This is a genomic window from Hydrocarboniphaga sp. (assembly GCF_965279055.1).
GTDB lineage: Bacteria > Pseudomonadota > Gammaproteobacteria > Nevskiales > Nevskiaceae > Hydrocarboniphaga.
Map to the genome: position 1 here is coordinate 3060413 of NZ_OZ257125.1, position 19020 is coordinate 3079432.

The 19020-nt window shown below is 65.8% G+C and carries 18 protein-coding genes; 4 read left to right on the forward strand and 14 right to left on the reverse strand.

What is annotated here, in order from left to right:
* Positions 1-105 precede the first annotated feature (105 nt).
* Entirely contained in the window at positions 106-1131 is a 1026-nt protein-coding gene (locus ACQZF9_RS13870) for a DUF72 domain-containing protein (RefSeq protein ID WP_428309551.1), read from the forward strand.
* A gap of 84 nt (positions 1132-1215) precedes the next feature.
* Here the strand turns inward: ACQZF9_RS13870 and guaA are convergent, their stop codons facing one another.
* Together guaA and guaB are read right to left on the reverse strand one after the other, a co-directional pair.
* Positions 1216-2787 (reverse strand): glutamine-hydrolyzing GMP synthase, encoded by a 1572-nt coding sequence (guaA, locus tag ACQZF9_RS13875; RefSeq protein ID WP_428313433.1) that lies wholly within the window; start codon positions 2785-2787, stop codon positions 1216-1218.
* A gap of 194 nt (positions 2788-2981) precedes the next feature.
* Positions 2982-4472, reverse strand: coding sequence for an IMP dehydrogenase (guaB, locus tag ACQZF9_RS13880; protein WP_428309552.1), 1491 nt, complete (start codon positions 4470-4472; stop codon positions 2982-2984).
* A 65-nt stretch (positions 4473-4537) separates the two neighbouring features.
* Here guaB and xseA point away from each other — a divergent pair, with 65 nt between their 5' ends.
* Positions 4538-5863: an exodeoxyribonuclease VII large subunit gene (gene xseA, locus ACQZF9_RS13885; RefSeq protein ID WP_428309553.1), complete on the forward strand. Its 1326-nt coding sequence runs from the start codon at positions 4538-4540 to the stop codon at positions 5861-5863.
* A 50-nt stretch (positions 5864-5913) separates the two neighbouring features.
* Here xseA and ACQZF9_RS13890 read toward each other — a convergent pair whose 3' ends face one another.
* The 5 genes from ACQZF9_RS13890 to ACQZF9_RS13910 all read right to left on the reverse strand — a co-directional run bounded on the left by ACQZF9_RS13890 (position 5914) and on the right by ACQZF9_RS13910 (position 11743).
* Complete coding sequence (locus ACQZF9_RS13890) at positions 5914-7353, reverse strand: hypothetical protein (protein WP_428309554.1); 1440 nt, start codon at positions 7351-7353, stop codon at positions 5914-5916.
* Between the two features lie 54 nt (positions 7354-7407).
* Positions 7408-9192 carry an aspartate--tRNA ligase gene (gene aspS / locus ACQZF9_RS13895; RefSeq protein ID WP_428309555.1) on the reverse strand — a complete coding sequence of 595 codons (1785 nt, stop codon included), beginning with the start codon at positions 9190-9192 and terminating at the stop codon, positions 7408-7410.
* A gap of 195 nt (positions 9193-9387) precedes the next feature.
* Entirely contained in the window at positions 9388-9756 is a 369-nt protein-coding gene (locus tag ACQZF9_RS13900) for an FmdB family zinc ribbon protein (protein WP_428309556.1), read from the reverse strand.
* Positions 9757-9884: 128 nt separating this feature from the next.
* Complete coding sequence (locus ACQZF9_RS13905; protein ID WP_428309557.1) at positions 9885-11150, reverse strand: threonine ammonia-lyase; 1266 nt, start codon at positions 11148-11150, stop codon at positions 9885-9887.
* Positions 11147-11743, reverse strand: coding sequence for a DUF4124 domain-containing protein (locus tag ACQZF9_RS13910; protein WP_428309558.1), 597 nt, complete (start codon positions 11741-11743; stop codon positions 11147-11149). The genes ACQZF9_RS13905 and ACQZF9_RS13910 overlap by 4 nt, the downstream gene beginning before the upstream one ends.
* Before the next feature lie 96 nt (positions 11744-11839).
* Here ACQZF9_RS13910 and ACQZF9_RS13915 point away from each other — a divergent pair, with 96 nt between their 5' ends.
* Both ACQZF9_RS13915 and ACQZF9_RS13920 read left to right on the forward strand, forming a co-directional pair.
* The gene (locus ACQZF9_RS13915) at positions 11840-12613 is read left to right on the forward strand and encodes a sugar phosphate nucleotidyltransferase (RefSeq protein WP_428309559.1); all 774 of its coding nucleotides are present in this window, start codon (positions 11840-11842) and stop codon (positions 12611-12613) included.
* Between the two features lie 5 nt (positions 12614-12618).
* Complete coding sequence (locus tag ACQZF9_RS13920) at positions 12619-13263, forward strand: sterol desaturase family protein (RefSeq protein ID WP_428309560.1); 645 nt, start codon at positions 12619-12621, stop codon at positions 13261-13263.
* Between the two features lie 85 nt (positions 13264-13348).
* Here the strand turns inward: ACQZF9_RS13920 and ACQZF9_RS13925 are convergent, their stop codons facing one another.
* The 7 genes from ACQZF9_RS13925 to ACQZF9_RS13955 all read right to left on the reverse strand — a co-directional run bounded on the left by ACQZF9_RS13925 (position 13349) and on the right by ACQZF9_RS13955 (position 19019).
* A complete protein-coding gene (locus ACQZF9_RS13925) occupies positions 13349-14116 on the reverse strand; it encodes a nucleotidyltransferase family protein (RefSeq protein ID WP_428309561.1) in 768 nt (255 codons plus the stop codon).
* Positions 14113-15255 (reverse strand): N-acetyltransferase family protein, encoded by a 1143-nt coding sequence (locus ACQZF9_RS13930; protein ID WP_428309562.1) that lies wholly within the window; start codon positions 15253-15255, stop codon positions 14113-14115. The genes ACQZF9_RS13925 and ACQZF9_RS13930 overlap by 4 nt, the downstream gene beginning before the upstream one ends.
* 153 nt (positions 15256-15408) lie before the next feature.
* The gene (locus ACQZF9_RS13935) at positions 15409-16506 is read right to left on the reverse strand and encodes an LptF/LptG family permease (RefSeq protein ID WP_428309563.1); all 1098 of its coding nucleotides are present in this window, start codon (positions 16504-16506) and stop codon (positions 15409-15411) included.
* The gene (locus tag ACQZF9_RS13940) at positions 16503-17702 is read right to left on the reverse strand and encodes an LptF/LptG family permease (protein ID WP_428309564.1); all 1200 of its coding nucleotides are present in this window, start codon (positions 17700-17702) and stop codon (positions 16503-16505) included. The genes ACQZF9_RS13935 and ACQZF9_RS13940 overlap by 4 nt, the downstream gene beginning before the upstream one ends.
* A gap of 16 nt (positions 17703-17718) precedes the next feature.
* A complete protein-coding gene (locus tag ACQZF9_RS13945; RefSeq protein ID WP_428309565.1) occupies positions 17719-18153 on the reverse strand; it encodes an HIT family protein in 435 nt (144 codons plus the stop codon).
* A gap of 92 nt (positions 18154-18245) precedes the next feature.
* Positions 18246-18431 (reverse strand): hypothetical protein, encoded by a 186-nt coding sequence (locus tag ACQZF9_RS13950; protein WP_428309566.1) that lies wholly within the window; start codon positions 18429-18431, stop codon positions 18246-18248.
* Positions 18432-18782: 351 nt separating this feature from the next.
* Positions 18783-19019, reverse strand: coding sequence for a hypothetical protein (locus ACQZF9_RS13955; RefSeq protein WP_428309567.1), 237 nt, complete (start codon positions 19017-19019; stop codon positions 18783-18785).
* Position 19020: the final 1 nt, after the last annotated feature.

The window sequence follows — 19020 nt, forward strand, 5'->3', positions numbered from 1 at the left end:
GAGCGGGCTTGCCCGCGACTGTGCGATCGCAGCCTCAGTCGCGGGCAAGCCCGCTCCTACAGGGGCCGGCTCCTCGCACCCGGTTTGCTGCGCTAGGCTTGGCCTATGCAAACACCGTTATTCGACGACAAGCCCGCGCCTTCTTCATCACCTCGGCGCAAAGCTAAGGTGGTGGTCGGCGCGGCAGCGCCGGACGAGGCTCATGCGGCGCTCGCCGAGGCCTTGCCGTCGACACTCTGGCTCGGCACGTCGTCGTGGAATTATCCGGGCTGGAAAGGCAGCGTCTGGGACGATCGCGACTATGAACTCGCGCCGCTTTCCAAACATGGCCTGCGCGCCTATTCCGAGCATCCGCTGCTGGGCACGGTCAGCCTGGATCGCGCGTTTTACAAGGCGCTGACGCAGGCGCAGTACGCCGCGTATGCGGCGCAGGTTCCGGATCATTTCCGCTTCGTCGTGAAGGCGCCGGCACTGGTCGCCGACGCGCTGATACGCGAAGAAGGCCGCGCACTGGCCGAGAACGGCTCCTTCCTCGATCCGGCGCTCGCCTTCAGCCATTTCGTCGAGCCGGCGATTGCCGGTCTCGGCCAGAAACTCGGCGCGCTGGTGTTTCAAATCAGCCCATTGCCAAGCTATTGGCTGGCACGGCCAGTCGAATTTCTAGAGCGGCTGGCTTTGATGCTGCGCGCCTTGCCGATGCCCGAAATGCCGGCACTGCTGGGCGTGGAGCTGCGCGATCCGCTGCTGGTGTCGCCGGAATATTCACGGCTGCTGATCGAGTTGTTGCGCGATACACGCACGACTTACTGCCTGAGCCTGCACGGCAAGATGCCGCCGATCGAAGCGCAGCTGCCGATACTGCGCGCGCTATGGCCGGGGCCGATGGTGTGCCGCTGGAATCTGCATCGCCGGCATGGCGCTTACGGATACGAGGCGGCCAAGAAACTCTATGGCGCGTTCGATCAGCTGGTCGACCCGGATATCGAAACGAGGCAGACGCTGGCGAAAGTCGCAGCAGCAACGGCCGGCGCCGGCCATGCCGCCTATATCACCATCGGCAACAAGGCCGAAGGCTCGGCGCCGCGGTCGGTGTTCGCGCTGGCGCAGGAGATTGCGGCGCGGCTGAAGTAGGCGCTGCTGTGACGCCACTGGATTCCCGCCTGCGCGGGAATGACGGCTTCAACACTCTCCGTGTGATCTTCGCTTCGAGCGCGACTATTCCCACTCGATCGTCGCCGGCGGCTTGCCGCTGACGTCGTAGACCACGCGAGATACTCCGGAAATTTCGTTGACGATGCGGCGCGAGACGATGTCGAGCAGATCGTAAGGCAGGTGCGCCCAGTGCGCGGTCATGAAGTCGATGGTCTCGACCGCGCGCAGTGCGATCACCGGCTCGTAGCGGCGGCCGTCGCCGGTGACACCGACCGATTTCACCGGCAAAAACACCGCAAAAGCCTGGCTGGTCTTGTCGTACCAGCCGCTGCGGCGCAGCTCCTCGATGAAGATGTGATCGGCCAGACGCAGCGTATCCGCAGCGGGTTTCGTCACTTCGCCGAGGATGCGTACGCCGAGACCCGGGCCGGGGAACGGATGGCGATAGACCATCTCCGCCGGCAGGCCGAGTTCGACGCCGATCTTGCGCACCTCGTCCTTGAACAGCTCGCGTAGCGGCTCGACCAGCTTGAGCTTCATATGCTCGGGCAGGCCGCCGACGTTGTGATGGCTCTTGATCACGTGGGCCTTGCCGGTCTTGCTGCCGGCGGACTCGATCACGTCCGGGTAAATCGTGCCCTGGGCGAGGAACTGCACGTTGTCGATCTTCGACGACTCTTCGTCGAACACCTCGACGAAGAGTTTGCCGATGATCTTGCGCTTGGCTTCCGGATCGCTGACACCGGCGAGCGCGCTCATGAAGCGCTCTTGCGCATTCACGCGGATGACTTTCACGCCGAGATTCCGCGCGAAAATCTGCATCACCTGATCGCCTTCGTGATGACGCAGCAGGCCGTGATCGACGAATACGCAGGTCAGCTGCGCACCGATCGCCTTGTGCAGCAGCGCGGCAACGACGGAAGAATCGACGCCGCCGGAAAGGCCGAGCAGCACATGGCCCTTGCCGACCTGCTCGCGCACGCGTCCGATCGAATCGTCGATGATGCTGCCCGGCTTCCAGGCGTCGCCGCAGCCGCAGATTTCATGCACGAAACGCGAGTAGATGCGCGTGCCCTGCTTGGTGTGCGTGACTTCGGGATGGAACTGCAGGCCGTAATACTTTCGCGACTCATCCGCCATGCCGGCCAGCGGCAAATCCGGCGTCGAGGCGATGGTCTTGAAGCCTTCCGGCAGTTTGACCACGCGATCGCCATGCGACATCCACACGTCGAGCAGGCCGTGGCCTTCGCTGTTGATGCGGTCTTCGATGTCGCGAAGCAGCTCGGAATGGCCGCGCGCGCGGATTTCCGCGTAACCGAATTCCTTCTGGTCATGCGGCTCGACGGTGCCGCCGAAGCGGTGCGCCATCACCTGCATGCCGTAGCAGATGCCGAGCACCGGCACGCCGAGATTCCAGACTTCAGCCGGTGCGCGCGGCGAGCCTTCGGCTGCGACCGATTCCGGGCTGCCGCTGAGGATCACGCCTTTGGGCGCGAACTCGCGTATCGCCGCGTCCGACATGTCCCAGGGATGCAGCTCGCAGAACACGCCGAGTTCGCGCACGCGGCGCGCGATCAGCTGGGTCAGCTGCGAACCGAAGTCGAGAATCAGGATGCGGTCGGCGTGGATATTCACTGCGGATGCTTCGGTCACGTCGCTTGCCTCTGATTCAGTCAATCAAAATTTTCAGCTAAAGCCCGTTCGTCCCGAGTAGCGCCGCCGGCGCGTATCGAGGGACCGAATCGATCCGGCCCCTCGATACGCCGCAAGCGGCTACTCGGGGCGAACGGAGGGCGGCGATATCCGCCCCCCTGCCCCCTTCGTGCCGCTCAGCTCTGCGTACGATAATTCGGCGCTTCCTTGGTGATCGTCACGTCGTGGACGTGGCTCTCCTTGATGCCGGCGGCGGTGATCTTGACGAAGCGCGTCTTGGTGCGCATTTCCTCGATGCTCTGGCAGCCGGTGTAGCCCATGCTGGCGCGCAGGCCGCCGATCATCTGATGCACGATCGCCGTCATCGGGCCCTTGTACGGCACACGGCCTTCGATGCCTTCCGGCACCAGTTTTTCGACTTCGCTGGTGGTGTCCTGGAAGTAGCGATCCTTGGAGCCCTGCGCCTGGCTCATCGCGCCCATGGAACCCATGCCGCGATAGGCCTTGTACGAGCGGCCCTGGTACAGCTCGACGTCGCCCGGCGCTTCCTCGGTGCCGGCCAGCATCGAGCCGACCATGACGACGTACGCGCCGGCGGCCAGCGCTTTGGCGAAGTCGCCGGAATAGCGCACGCCACCGTCGGAAATCAGCGGAATACCCCTGTTTTTCAGCGCATCGGCAACCGACATCACCGCGCTGATCTGCGGCACGCCAACTCCCGCAACGACCCGAGTCGTGCAGATCGAGCCCGGGCCGATGCCGACCTTGACCGCGTCCGCACCGGCATCGACCAGTGCCAGCGCCGCATCGCCGGTGGCGATGTTGCCGCCGATGACCTGCAGGTCCGGATACTTTTTCTTGATCGCGGTGACGCGATCGAGCACACCCTTGGAATGACCGTGCGCGGTGTCGACGACGATCACATCGACGCCGGCCTCCACCAGCGCCGCGACACGCTCGTCGGTGTCGCCGCCGGTGCCGACCGCGGCGCCGACCCGCAGCCGGCCGCGCTCGTCCTTCGATGCGCTCGGGAAGTCGCTGGACTTCTGGATGTCCTTGACGGTGATCATGCCGCGCAGCTGGAACAGGTCGTTGATGACCAGCACCTTCTCGATACGGTGCTGATGCAGCTTGGCGACGACTTCTTCCTTGCTCGCGCCTTCACGCACGGTGACCAGGCGATCCTGCGGCGTCATGATGCTCGACACCGGCTGATCGAAGCGCGTCTCGAAGCGCAGGTCGCGGCTGGTGACGATGCCGACCAGCTTGTTGCCCTCGACCACCGGCACGCCGCTGAAGCGGTGCGCGCGGGTCAGCGCCAGCACTTCGCCAATGGTCATCGACGGCCGCACGGTGACCGGGTCGACGATCACGCCGGCTTCGAACTTCTTCACCGCCAGCACTTCGGCCGCCTGCTGCGCGGCGGTCATGTTCTTGTGGATGATGCCGATGCCGCCTTCCTGGGCCAGCGCGATCGCCAGCTTGGATTCGGTCACGGTGTCCATCGCCGAAGACATCAGCGGAATATTGAGCTTGATGCGGGCGGTCAGCGGCGTACGCAGATCCACCTGGCGCGGCAGCACTTCCGAGTACGCGGGCTGCAGCAGCACGTCGTCGAAGGTGAGGGCTTCAAGATCAATGCGGGAGTCTTGGGAAAGACGAGACATAAACGGCTCCGGCAAAGCGATATTATACAGACTCCGGACAGGCTCCGGCGCAGCCCCAGGACAAAATGACGCAGACGGTCTACGCGGTATCCGAACTGAGCGAGATGCTGCGCGGCCTGGTCGAAGACTCGCTGCCGTCGCTGTGGGTCGAGGGCGAAATCAGCAATCTCGCCCGCCCCGCCTCCGGCCACTGGTACTTCACGCTCAAGGACAGCGGCGCCCAGCTGCGCTGCGTGATGTTCCGCAAATCCAGTTATCTGGTGCGGCCCGTGCCCAAGGACGGCGACCAGGTGCGCGTGCGCGCGCAGCCATCGGTCTATGTCGCGCGCGGCGACCTGCAGCTGATCTGCGAGGCCATGGAGCCCGCCGGCCAGGGCGCGCTGCTGCTGGCCTACGAAAAGCTGAAAGCGCGGCTACAGGCCGAAGGCCTGTTCGACGCCGCGATCAAGCGCCCCATCCCGAAAGTCCCGCGCGGCATCGGCCTGATCACCTCGGGCACCGGCGCCGCGGTGCAGGACGTGCTGACCGCACTGGCGCGGCGCTTCCCGCTGGCCACGGTGTATCTGCACCCGGTGCCGGTACAGGGCGCCGAGGCGGCGCCGGCGATCGTGCGCGCGCTGAAGCGCGTGCCGCAGCTGGCGCCGGAGGTCGACGTGGTCCTGCTGGTGCGCGGCGGTGGCTCGCTGGAAGATCTGTGGGCGTTCAACGAGGAAGCGGTGGCGCGCGCGATCCGCGCCTGCGCGGTGCCGGTGGTCAGCGGCGTCGGCCACGAGGTGGATTTCACGATCGCGGACTTCGTCGCCGACCTGCGCGCGCCGACACCGACGGCCGCCGCCGAACTCAGCAGCCCCGACGTCGCCGACTGGCTGCGTCGCACCGCGCAGCTGGCGCAGGCTTTGTCGCGCCTGCAGCAGCAGTCGCAGGCACAGCGCGCCGAGCGTCTGGCGCGCGCGACGCAAAGGCTGCTGGCGCTGCATCCGGGCCGGCGCCTGCAGGACAGGGCGCAACGCCTGGATGAACTGGAACTGCGCCTGGCGCGCGTGCATCAGCAACGGCTGCGTGCTTTGCGCGAACGCCTCACCGCATCGCGCAACCGGCTACTGGCGCAAAGGCCGCTGAATCGTCTCGCCTCGCTGGAGTCGGATCGCTCGCGGCTGCAAACGCGACTGCAGCAGGCCTTGCAGTTCCGCCTGCGCAATCACGGCGACCGGCTCGACCAGATCGAGGCGCTGCTGGCGAGCTTCAATCCGCAGGCGGTGCTGGCGCGCGGTTATGCGATCGCACGCGACGCGCGAGGGCAGATTCTGCTCGACCCGGCGCAGATCGGCGAAGGTGAGACGGTGGATCTGCAGCTGGCGCGGGGCGAGGTGAAGCTCACGCGGCGCGGCTGAAAAAGGCGGCTGTCATTCCCGCGCAGGCGGGAATGACAGCTTGCGGGGCCTTACGGCGCCGGCGCAGCCAGCGGCGTCAAGGTGAACGTCGTCACCACCGGTGCCAGCGCGGTGCTCGGCTGCAGCGAGCTGCTCAGCGTCGAGGTCACCGTCAGCGGCTTGGGCTCGGTGAGCTTGGCGCCGGTCGGCGGCAAGGTCGACACGCCCAGGCCCGCGTTCAGGCTGAGGCTGCCGCTGGCGATCGCGAACAGCGGCGAGGTCGTCGCCGCGGTGGTCGCCGTGGCGGTGGACGGATCGGTGACGCTCCAGGTGACGAAGCGCGTGATCGGCTGGGTGCGCGCGCCACCGTCGAAGGTACCGGTCACGGTGAACTGCTGATTGGTGTACTGCTCGCCGCTGCCGTTGTCCGGCGACACCGCGAAAGCGGTCAAGGTGCCGGCCACCGGCGTGATGCCGATGGCGTTGCTGGTAGCGGTCGAGGCTTCGCCGGCGTCGAGGAAATCGCCGTCGGCGTTGAGATCGCGCTGGCAGCACTTGGCCGCGACCGTGGCCTCGCTACCGGCGAGCAGCGCGGTGACGAAGTTGGCGGTCGACGAGATGCGCGTCGTCGCCGAGGTATCGGTGGTGTCCACCGCGTAGCTCGATTGCGTGGTGACGTCCTGCTCCGGGCCGTCGCCGAAATCGACCAAGGTCTTCAGCGCCTCATTGCTTGCGACGACCAGTTCGCCACCGAAGCCTTCCTCATGCTGCAGCACCAGGCCACCCGCCGGAATCGCCGCCACACGCACCGTCGTCGACAGCACCGTATTGCAGATCGGCAGCGTCACGTTGAGCGTCAGCGGGCCGGCCACGGCAAGCGCAGTGACGAAGGGCACACTGCCGCTCAATTCGGCCTTGGCCACGGTGTCGTCCACCGGCGAGAACGCAACCGTCGGGATCGTCGCCGCGGTGATGTCCTGCAGGATGCCGTCGAGCTTGGCGGTGATGCGAAAGGCCTGCACGGTGTTGACCGCCAGCCGCGGGTCGTGCGGCTCCATCGTGATCTCGGTCGGGGCGGCGACATTCACCGTGGTGCTGGTGCTCAGGTCCAGGTAGTTCGCGGTGACCGTGGTGCTGCCGGGGCCGACCGGGATCAAGGTGCCGCGCACATAGAACGAGCCGTCGACGCCCGGCACCGCGATGTCGCCGTTGCTGACCTTGACGATGCTCGGGTCGGCCGAAGTCCAGGTCGCGCGATCGGTGAAGCTGCCGACGCTGTTGTTCTTGGAGAACACGCCGTACAGCGTCAGGTTGCTGGAAATGCACTGGTACGAGGTCACGCCGGAGACGCTGCCCAGCTTCAGGCTGTCGTAGGTCACCGTGGTGTCGGTCGACGAGGCGATCGCCAGCGACTTCAGCGAATTGCCGTCGCCGACGCCGGAGCAGGCCCCCAGCAACAGGCTGCCCAGGCCGGCAATCAGCGTCAGCGCGCGACGGTTCATCATCGACATTGTGGCTTTCTCTTCCCTATTTGGCGCCCGCGGCGTTGTCCGCGGGGCGATTGCTTAGACGGGCGTGGTGCCCTTGGGCTGGACAGTCGAACGGATCGACAGTTCACGCATCTGGCGTGCATCGACCCCGCCAGGTGCCTTGGTCATCGGATCGTGCGCGGTCTGGGTCTTCGGGAACGCGATCACTTCGCGGATCGAACTGGCGCCGGTCATCAGCATCACCAGGCGATCCAGGCCGAGCGCGATGCCGCCATGCGGCGGCGCGCCGAAGCTCAGCGCTTCGAGCAGGAAGCCGAACTTCTCCTGCTGCTCTTCCTCGCTGATGCCGAGCAGGCCGAACACCGCCTGCTGGATGTCGGCGCGGTGGATACGCACGCTGCCGCCGCCGATCTCGATGCCATTGAGCACGATGTCGTAGCCCTGGCTCAGGATCGTGCCCGGGTTGGCGCGGATCTCGTCGGCGTCGAACTGCTTGGGCGCCGTGAACGGATGATGCAGCGACACCCAGCGGCCGTCGTCGGCCTCGAACATCGGCCAGTCCACCACCCACAGCGCGGCCCAGCCGGCCTTGGTGATGCCGAGATCGTTGCCGACCTTCAGGCGCAGCGCGCCGAGCGCGTCGCAGACGACTTTGAACTTGTCGGCACCGAAGAACAGGATGTCGCCGTCGACCGCGCCGGTGCGCTCCAGGATGCCGGCCAACGCCGCGTCCGAAAGATTCTTGACGATCGGCGACTGCAGGCCATCGCGGCCCTTGGCCTTGTCGTTGACCTTGATCCAGGCCAGGCCGCGTGCGCCGTACTGCGCGACGAACTGCGTGTAGCCGTCGATCTGGCCGCGGCTGAGCTTCTCGCCGCCGCCGGGCACGCACAGCACCGCGACGCGGCAGCCCGGGTCTTTCGCCGGGTTGGCGAACACCTTGAAGTCGGAGTCCGCGACCAGGTCCTTGATCTCGATCAGCTCGAGCGGGTTGCGCAGGTCGGGCTTGTCGCTGCCGAAACGGCCCATCGCGTCGGCGTAGCTCATGTGCGGCAGCTTGCCGAGATCCACATCCATGATCTCGCGGAACAGGTCGACGAACATGCCCTCGATCAGGGCCATGATCTCGAACATGCTCATGAAGCTGGTTTCGACGTCGAGCTGGGTGAATTCGGGCTGGCGGTCGGCGCGCAGGTCCTCGTCGCGGAAGCAGCGCGCGATCTGGTAGTAGCGGTCCAGGCCCGAGACCATCAGCAACTGCTTGAACAGCTGCGGCGACTGCGGCAGCGCAAAGAAGCTACCCGGGTGGGTGCGCGACGGCACCAGGTAATCGCGCGCGCCCTCCGGCGTGGCGCGGGTCAGGATCGGCGTCTCGACGTCGATGAAGCCCTGGGCGTCCATGAAGTTGCGGATGCGGCGGATCACGTCGTGGCGCAGGCGCAGGTTCTTCTGCATCGCCGGGCGGCGCAGGTCGATGTAGCGATAAGTCAGGCGCGTGTCTTCGCCAACACTGTCGTCGTCGATCTGGAACGGCGGCGTCTCCGAGCGGTTCAGCAGCTCGATGTCCTTGCCCAGCAGCTCGACCTTGCCGCTGGCCAGGTTGGCGTTCTCGGTGCCGCTCGGGCGCGGCCGCACGCGGCCGGTGATCTTGACCACGAACTCGGAGCGCAGGCGGTCCGCGCTGGCAAAAGCCTCGGCCGTATCCGGGTCGAACACACACTGCAGGATGCCTTCGCGATCGCGCAGATCGATGAAGATCACGCCGCCGTGGTCGCGGCGGCGATGAACCCAGCCGCAGACCGTAACGGTTTCGCCAGTCAGGGCTTCGGTGACCTGACCGCAGTAATGGGAACGCATCATTTAGTCAGTATTGGTTTCAGACGGGGGCGCCGCGAGGCGGGCATTGTACGCAGCTGGCCGCTCGCGGTCGAAATGCGACTGTAACGGTGGATGTCGTCAGCCTGTAGGAGCGGACCCTGTCCGCGACTGCGGCTTCGACGGCCCAGTCGCGGACAGGGTCCGCTCCTACAGGTGCAGACGTAACGAAGGCCGCTTTCAGCTGCTGGAGCTGCTCGGCGCCGGCGTGCTCGGTTTGGCCGGGGCCGAGTCGGTCTTGGCGGCCGGAGCGGCCTCGGTTTTGGCCGCCGGCTTGGCATCCGCAGCCGGCTTGCTGTCACCCCCGCTGGCGACACCGGCGACCGGCGCGACCGCGCCGGCATCACCGGCCAGGTTCTTCTTGCCGTCGGACTTGAAGTCGGTTTCGTACCAGCCGCCGCCCTTGAGGCGGAAGGCGGCGGCCGAAATCTGCTTGGTCAACGCCGGCTTGCCGCAGACCGGGCAGATGGTCGCCGCCGGGTCGGACATGCGGTGGTTGATTTCGGACAGGGTTTCGCAGGCGGTGCAGAAGTATTCGTAAATCGGCATAGCTAAGAATCTCGAGAAGGCGTCCGCGACAGCGCAGCAGTCGGGGCTAGGCCGGTATTTTCAAGGCCAGACCGCGATAGGTCCAGTAGAGACCATCCCCTCTCCCACAAGGGGAGAGGGATTTGTTTCTAGTCGAACTCCATGCCGCCGACGCCGCGCCGCACGACGAACCCGGCCTTCTGCAGCTCGGCGATGATCTGGTCGGCGTGGCCCTCATCCTGGACCTCGATCAGCAGCTCCAGGCTGGCGTTCTTGGCGTGGGTGCTGGCGTGCAGGCGCTCGTGGTGAACCTGGACGATGTTGCCGCCGCTCTCGCCGACGCTGCCGGCGACGCGCGCCAGGAAACCCGGCCGGTCCTCGATGTCGATGGTCAGGCTGACCAGCCGCGACTCGTGCACCAGCTGGCGCAGCAGCACCGAGGCCAGCAGGCGCGAGTCGATGTTGCCGCCGCAGATCACCAGGCCGACCTTGCGGCCCGCGAAGCGCGCCGGATCGCTCAGCAGCGCGGCCAGGCCGGTGGCGCCGGCGCCTTCGGCGATGACTTTCTCGATCGTCGCCAGCAGGCCGACGGCGCGCTCGATCGGCGCCTCGTCGACGCGCATCAGCTCGGCGACGTGCTCGCGGATGATCTCGATGGTCAGCTTGCCGATGTTGCGGACGGCGATGCCCTCGGCGATCGTCTGACCGCCCTTGACCAGATTCAGGTCGCCCTGCAGTGCGGCGTAGGCCGAGGGATAGCCGGCGGATTCGACACCGACCACGCGCAGATCCGGCTTGATGCCATGCGCGGCGATCGCCATGCCCGAAATCAGGCCGCCGCCACCGATCGGGATCACCAGCGTATCCAGCTCGGGCACCGCGGCCAGCATTTCCAGCGCGATGGTGCCCTGGCCGGCGATGATCCTGGCGTCGTCGTAGGGATGCACCAGGGTCATGCCGCGCTTGCCGATCAGCTCGCTTTCGAGAAACGCCTGCGACTCGGCCAGCGTCTCGCCGTGCAGGATCACTTCGCCGCCGAGTTCGCGCGTGTTCTTGACCTTGGTGAACGGCGTGTTCTTCGGCATCACGATCACGCTTTTGATGCCCAGCCGGGTAGCGTGGTAGGCCACGCCCTGCGCGTGATTGCCGGCCGACATCGCCGCGACACCGGCGGCGGCTTCGGCCGGCGTCAGGCTGGCGATCTTGTTCAGCGCGCCGCGCTCCTTGAACGAGGCCGTGAACTGGAAGTTCTCGAACTTGAGCCAGACGTCGGCACCGGTGATGCGCGACAGCACCCGCGAATGCCGGCACGGCGTGTTGATCACCTGGCCACGCAGCACGTCGGCGGCCGCGAGCACGTCGTCGTAGCTGACGACGGCATCCGTAAAAGTCTTGTTGGAAACGCTGTTGCTCATCGAGCCCGATTCTTCCCGTCGCCCGCGCCTTTGCGGGCCTTGCTGTTGTGAGCGGCGCTGCTGGCGCTGCCGCCGGCGACCTTGCCGTCCGTGAATGTGACCGTGCGCGTGCCTGCAGGCCCGCCACGGCCGGCACGATAGACCCAACGCTCGCGCGATGCATTCTGGTCGATCTGAAGCTGCACGTCGCTGGGCTCGCCCCAGACCTGGCGCACCTGGCTCTGACTCATGCCGGCGACGACCCGGCCCTCGGCCAGCGCGGCGCGGATGCGCTGCTCGTCGAGCCTGTCGCGCTCGTGCCCGGCCAGCCACTGGCTGTCGGCGCGGATGCGCTCGCGGCGCTCGCGCGCAAGGCGCTCATCGTAGTCCTTTGCCAGATCGCTGCCGCCGGTCGCCTCGATGCTCAGCGGCTCGGCCACCTCAATCGGCTGGGCCTGCGCGTCGCAAGGGGTATCGGTAAAAGTGAGCTTGCCATCCTGCTCGCAGCGGAACACCTCGGCCCGCAGCGGCGCACTTGCCGCCGCCAGAATCAGCCCCCAAAGCAGACCCGGATACCTCAGCTGGCGCCTGAGCCGCCTTAACCTGTGGTTCATCCCTGCCCCCGGTAAACACCCAGGCCGGATTATGCTCAGGAGGCTTTCATCCAACCGTAATACAATGCGCAATACTTTTGAGGTAACGCACCATCCATGAAGGCCATCGTTCTTAGTGCCGGCCAGGGCAGCCGCTTGCTGCCGCTGACCACCAGCAAACCCAAATGCCTGGTGGAATTCGCCGGCCGCAGCCTGCTCGAATGGCAGCTGGAGGCGCTGAACTGCGCCGGTGTCACCGAGGTGGTGGTCGTCACCGGCTTCGGCGCCGATCAGGTCGAGGCGATGCTCGCCGAGCGCGCGCCGCTGGGCCTGAAAGTGCGCACGATCTACAACCCGTTCTACAAGCTGGCCGACAACCTCGCCACCTGCTGGCTGGTGCGCCACGAAATGCAGGGGCCGTTCCTGATCCTGAACGGCGACACGCTGATCGAGCCGGCCATCGCGCGCCGCCTGCTGGAGGCGCCGCCGGCACCGATCACGGTCACCGTGGACCGCAAGCCGCACTACGATTCCGACGACATGAAGGTTCGCACCCAGGGCGCGCAGCTGACCGCGATCGGCAAGACGCTGACCGACGACATCGACGGCGAATCCATCGGCTTTCTGCGCTTCTCGCGCGAAGGCGCGATGCGCTTCGTCGAGCAGATCGACCGCGTGATGCATACGCCCGAGGGCGTCAAGCTGTGGTACCTGTCGGCGATCAACGGCCTGGCGCAGAACGGCGTCAACATCCAGGTGGCGTCGATCGAAGGCCTGCAGTGGGGCGAAGTCGACTTTCATCCCGACGTCGCCCGCGCACGCGCGATGACGGCGTCATGGGCCGCGCGCTGGCTGCCGCAGGGCGAGATCAAGCCGGCCGCTTCGGGCTAAAGGCCATGAGCAGCAACCAGGCCCCGCCGCGCCATTACGTGTCGAACACGACGGAATCGATCCAGCTGTTCCGATGGCCGTGGCTGGAGGCACTGTCCAAGGTCTACTGGTGGGTGCCGCTGCTGGTCTACGTGCCACTGATCGTGGCGCTGACCGTGCTGACCACGCAAGGCGGGCTCGGCGTACTGGAACTGGCCGGATGGATCGCCGCCGGCCTCCTCGTCTGGAGCCTGACCGAATACCTGCTGCACCGCTTCGTGTTCCATTACCACCCGCGCAGCGACTGGGGCAAACGCCTGCATTTCCTGATGCATGGCGTGCATCACGACTATCCCAGCGACGCGATGCGCCTGGTGATGCCGCCCTCGGTCAGCGTGCCGCTGGCGATGCTGTTCTACGCGCTGTTCGTCTGGATTCTGCAGCCGCTGTGGGCCGAGGCGCTGATGGCCGGCTTCGCCATCGGCTATCTGATCTACGACCTGTCGCACTACGCGCTGCATCACGCGCAGTTCCGCAACGACAGCTGGCTGTATCGGCTCAAGCGCCACCACATGCGCCACCACTACGCCGACCCGAGCCGCGGCTTCGGCGTCAGCTCGCCGCTGTGGGATCACGTGTTCGGCAGCGCGGAGCGGCGGCGAAGCCGCTAGTCGTCATTCCCGCGCAGGCGGGAATCCAGTAGCGGAAAGCACTGCGCGTGATGTCCCTGGATTCCCGCCTGCGCGGGAATGACAGCTAAGCCAGCAGCCCGCGAACCAGATCCAGATCCGAAGGCTTGTCGACGTCCACCGCGGCGAGGCCGAACGGCATTTCGACGACCGCGAGGCGCGCACCCGACAGCCTGCCCAGGCGCTGCAGCGCCGCCTTCAGCGACAGTTGCCCGACCAGATAGCGCAGCGCCACGCTCCAACCCAGACGCGTGACCATTTTCAGCGGCTGCTTGCGCTCCGCTTCGAATGCGCGCCAGGTGCGCGCGATGCCGATCGCGGCCGGCGTGGCGAAGAAAAACAGATTGCAGCCCGAGTAACGCGCCCCGCGAAAGCGCAGCCAGGTGCGACGCGTCGCCGGCAAAGCTTTCAGCACCGCTTCGCTGCGCGCCAGCGCGGCGCAGGCGTCGACATCGCGCGGGCAATGATCGAGGAAATAGCGCAGCCATTCGCTCCGCAGCAGCGCGTGATCGGCCGTGGTGACCAGCAGCGGCGTGCCGAGTTGCTGCAGCCCGGCGGCGACGCTGCTGCTCGGGCTGTCGGCGGCGGCGATGATCTGCAGCTCGCACTTGCCCGCCGCCGCCCTCAGCGACGCTGACTCACGCAACTGCTCGGGAATCTCGATCATCACGACGATGCGCGAGACTTCCTCGACCGCGGCCAGCGCGGCGACCACACGCTCGATCATCGGCGTGCCGGCGACGTCGATCAGCGCCTTGTGGCTGACGCCGGCGTAGACCGCCAGCGGATCGCCCGGCCCGCGCGAGCCGGCCAGCACCAGGGCGGTCAGGCTCAAAGCGCCTTCTCGTAGACGCGGTAGGTTTTGTAGATCTTGGCGCCGACGGTTTCGATCATGCCGCGCATCGGCTTGTTGTCCTCCAGAATCCACGACAGCTCGATCTGCCTGAAGCCGCGCTCCAGCGCGCGCTTGCGCATCGTCTCCACCAGCAGAAACGGAATCACGCTCGCGCCCAGGCTTTGCGCGCTGCTGCGGCGTACGCCCATCAGCGGCACGCGGCCGCCTTTCACGCCCGAGACTTTCAGCCGCCACAGCAGCTTGGCCCAGCCCAAGGGCAGCAGCTTGCCGTTCAGATCGTGGATCGCCTCGTTGAGGTTGGGCAAGGTCACGCCGAAGCCGACCGGCTTGCCGTCCCATTCGGCGATCGGCACCAGCTGAGGATCGAGCAGCGGTTTCAGCGCCTTGGCCAGATGATCGACTTCCGCCGGCGTATACGGCACGAAGCCCCAGTTGCCGGCCCAGGCGTCGTTGTAGATATCGGTGATGGTGTTGATGTCGCGCTTGTAGTTTTTCATGTCCAGCGGCCGCACCGTGTAGCGTCCCTGTTGACGGTTGATCATGCGCATCAGCAGCTTCGGCGGCGGCTGGGTGATGTCGTAGATGTACGCGTACAGGTCGCGCACCTTGCGATAGCCCTGGGCCTCGATACGGCCACCGGCATAGCGCGGATCGTGGCCCATCAGCAGCATCGGCGGCACGTCGAAGCCGTCGACCAGCAGGCCGGTTTCCTCGTTGACCGACAGATTGAACGGGCCGATGATTTTTTTGCAGCCGCGCTCGCGCAGCCAGGCTTCGGCGGTGGCGAACAGCGAGGCAAATACCACCGCGTCGTCTTCGCCGACGATCAGGCCGAAATGCCCGGCCTGCTCGTCGCGATACGAAGGCGCGAGATCGTCGATCTGCGCGCTGATCCGGCCGATATCGCGGCCATTGCGCGTCGCGATCCAGAACTGCGTCCGGGCATGCGCGAAGTACGGATTGTGCTTGGGCGAAAACGCCTCGGCGCGCTCGAGCTCCAGCTGCGGGACGAACATCGGATCATTCGCCTGCACTTTCGCCGGCACGCGGATGAAACGCTTCATCTGCGCCGGCGTCTGTACCGCTTCGATTTGCAGCATGCTGCTGTTGTTGCTCATTGAGTTCCTTGTGAAATCGTCGCTATGCCCTCTCCCTCCGGGAGAGGGTGGCGCGCAGCGCCGGGTGAGGGCCTCACCGGCGCGGGCGAGCTTAGCCGAGCCTGCAAGTCCCTCACCCCTGCCCCTCTACCGGTGGGAGAGGGGTTCATGTTTTCAGCCGCGATCGTAATGCCGCAGCCACATCAGCCCCAGCGCCGCGAAAACCAGCAGCGGCAAAGTCGCGGCGGCCAGCGGCGGCACGCGGCCACCCTGCCCCAGCGAGGCCATCAGTCCCGAGCTCAACACCAGGCCGAGGCCTGCGCCGAGCGCGATCAGCAACGAGCCGCCGCCTTCGCCGCCGCGCTGCACCGCCTGCGTCGATGGCAGCGCCAGCAGCAGCATCAGCATCAGCACGAAAGGCGCGGCGTAGCTGTGATACAGCGCGGTGCGGTAGTAGCTCAGCGGCCGATCGCCGACGCGCGCGCCGGTCAGCACGTCGCTCAAGGTCGCGCTCGACATCGGCAGGCTCGGCGTGTCGAGGCGCTTCAGATCTTCGGGCCGCAGATTGGAGCGCCACAGCGCGGTGGGCTGCTGGTCGCGCTGCACGCCGCCGTCGGCGAGGTTCATCGAACTCATCTGGGTCAAGGTCCAGTGCTCGTCGACCCAGTCGAGCCGGCTGGCGCGCAGGCGGCCGATGAAACCGCCGTCGGCATCGCGACGGTAGATCGTCACGCCTTGCAGATGCCGGCCGTCCTTGCTCGCCTGCTGCACCGACACCAGGCCGTCGTCGGTGCGGAACCACGACAGCTGCGTGTCCGCGTCTCCGTCGTTGTTATGGTTCTTGTCGTCCGGCGGCTCGGTCGCCTGCCACCAGTCCGACAGATGCGCCTCGGCCACCGGCACGATGCGATCGGCGACAACGAACTGCGCCGCCGCCAGCAGCAGCGCCACCGGCAGCATCGCCAGCAGCATCGAGCGTAGCCGTATGCCGGCGGCGCGGATCGCGATCAGCTCGTGATTGCGCGCCAGCGTATAGAACGTGAACAGGCTGCCGATCAGCATGGCCAACGGCATCGCCAGTACCAGTTCGGAAGCGGTGCGCAGGCCGGCGTAGTGCAGCACGCCGGCAAAGCCGAGATGGCGCTTGAGGATGTCGGTGGTGACGTCGAGCATTTCCAGCAGCTGCAGCAGCGCGGTCAGCGCCAGCAGCACGCCGAGCGTCTGCGTCAGCAGCAGCTTGCGCAGATAGCTCGCGAGCGGCCCGCCGATCACGATGCGGCTCCGTTGTTCGCTGCCGGTTTTTTCTTCTTGCGCAGATTGATGCCGCCGATCAGGTTCTCGACTGCGGCGACCGCGCGCGTCACCGGGTTTTCGCCGGGACTGTTGAGGCTGCCGCGGAACAGCCAGATGCTGATCACGCTGAACAGCACGAACGGTGTCCACACCGCCGGAATCACCGGAAACCGCCCGGTTTCCGCGAGGCTTTCGCCGAGCTGCACGCCGTGATGCAGGAACAGCAGCATCAGGCAGGCGATGACCACGCCGGGCGCGCGGCGGCCGCGCTTGGCGGCCATGCCCAGCGGGAACGCGAGCAGCGGCAGCAGCGGCAGACTGAAACTGCGCACCAGCCGGCCGTGAAATTCGCCGGCGAGTTCGGAGTAGGGCTGCGGCGGCGCGACCGCGTGCATAGCCGCCCACAACTCGGTCGAGGTCAGCTCGCGCTCGCTGTCGCCGCGCGCGCGAAACGGCGGCGTGACTACCGAGAAATCCTCGCTGGCGTAGCCGCTGGTGAAATGGATGTCCTCGATCTGCCCGTCATCGGATTCGCGGACGATGCGGCCGGCGCCGAGCTGCAGCACCAGCTGCTTGCCATCGGCGGTCGGAATCAGGTGGCCGGTGTCCGAAGTGGTGACTTCGTCGATGCCGTTGGCCTTGCGGCGGATGAACACGTCGGTCAGCACGCGTCCGCTGCCGTCGACCTTGTCCGAGGTCAGCACGAAACCGCGGCCGGCGTCGGCGAACACGTTCTCCTGCACACGCGCATTCCAGCCGGAATGCAGCGCCTCGTACATGACTTCGCGATAGCGGTAGCGGCTGCCCGGCTGCAGAAAACCGTAGAGATAAAGGCCGAACACGGTCAGCACCAGCGCCAGCAGCAGGAAGGGTTTGGTCAGCTCGGCGATCGAGCGGCCGGCGGCGAGCATGGCGTCGAGTTCGTTGTCTTCGCCCAGGCGCGCGACGACCATGAAGATGCTGGCGAAGAACGCCGCCGGCAGCGCCAGGCCGAGGTAATACGGGATCAGGTTGATCACCATCAGCAGCACGTATTCCAGCGCCGAACCGCCGGTGGCAACCAGGTCGAACAGCCTCAGCAGCCGCTCCAGCACCAGCGCCAGCAGCACCACGCCCAAGGACAGGGTCAGCGGCGGCCACAGCAGCCGCAGCAGATAGCGCTCGACTCTTCCCATGCCGGCGCGGATCGCGCTAGATCTGCCACAGCGCGCGCAGCCGCGCGAGCATCGCGTCGCGCAGCGATTCGCCGAGCACGACGAACGAGTCCAGCTCCGGTGGCCCGGGCCAGCCGGCGTCGGCGAACACGTGGTCCTCGAAGTCGCGCGGCTCGGCGTAACGCGGCAGCACGTGAAAGTGCACGTCCGGGTCGACCATCATCAGCATCACGTGATTGATGCGCTCGTAGTGCGCGAACGCGCGCAGCATGCGCTCGGCCGCGGCAATCACCGGCTGCAGGGTGACGAAGGCGCCGACGTCGAGCTCACCGAAGGCGCGCTCGTCGCCACGATTGACGATGGTCAGCGCGCCCAGGGTCGGCTGTTTCGGCCGCAGCAACACCAGCCAGGGCCCGTGCTCGGCGATCAAGGTGTCGGGGTAACCAAACTTGAGTGCCGTGGCGTTGGGCATGGGAGGAGAAGTCGAAGACGAGGAAGCGCTAGCTTAAGCTGCAGTTTGCTGAAACGGCGACAGCCAGCAGTTTGGTCGTGAATCAGACATTTTCACGGCAACTCGATACGATTTGACTTTAGCCAGCGCACTCCATGCTGACGCGATCCGGCAGCAAAAAACTCCGCAAGCTGGCTGAGTGCTTGCCGGTCTGAAATTGGAGAGAATTCACTAATAGACGTTGCTGAAACGAGCGTAACTTCTGGATCTTTAGCACTTGCTCTTACCAGGTAAGCCAAAGGGTCTCCGCGGAGCCACGAGGCAGCATATGGAACATAGAGTTGAGTATCTGCGGAGTATTTTTCTTGAGGATAAGGAGCAGCCCCCTTACAGGCGCTTCGCGCGCCTTGCTTGCCAAATAGGCTGCTATGTACGCTTCTGAATCTTGTCTGAGCCGGCCCATCGTGCCGGCGCCAAGTTGGAGAATGTAGCGCGGTATCGATTTGATAGAGCCCATACTCGACCAGCCCGCCTTGCCGCCAAGTCGACTCAGAGTTGTCCCAAGCGCTCATCAATGACCCTCGATACTTTGTGGTCCAGCGTAAAGCTAAACGTCAAACCGCGAACCACACCGTCTGGTTCAATGCCAACTAGGCGTCGCTTTTCTTTACCCCCGGATCAAGCCCAAGCAGACGAAGTCCCCAATTAACTGCAAATCCGACGACTAACGGCCACCACTGCGCCAAAACGATCGCGAGAACTGAAAAGCCAATTGACACGATTGACGAAAGCAAGAGGCCAACGTGCTTCGTCTTTGCGTATGCCGAGAAACCGCCGATCGCGAGCAATATGGACAAAGCAGACAGGACGTAGATGACGATATTCATG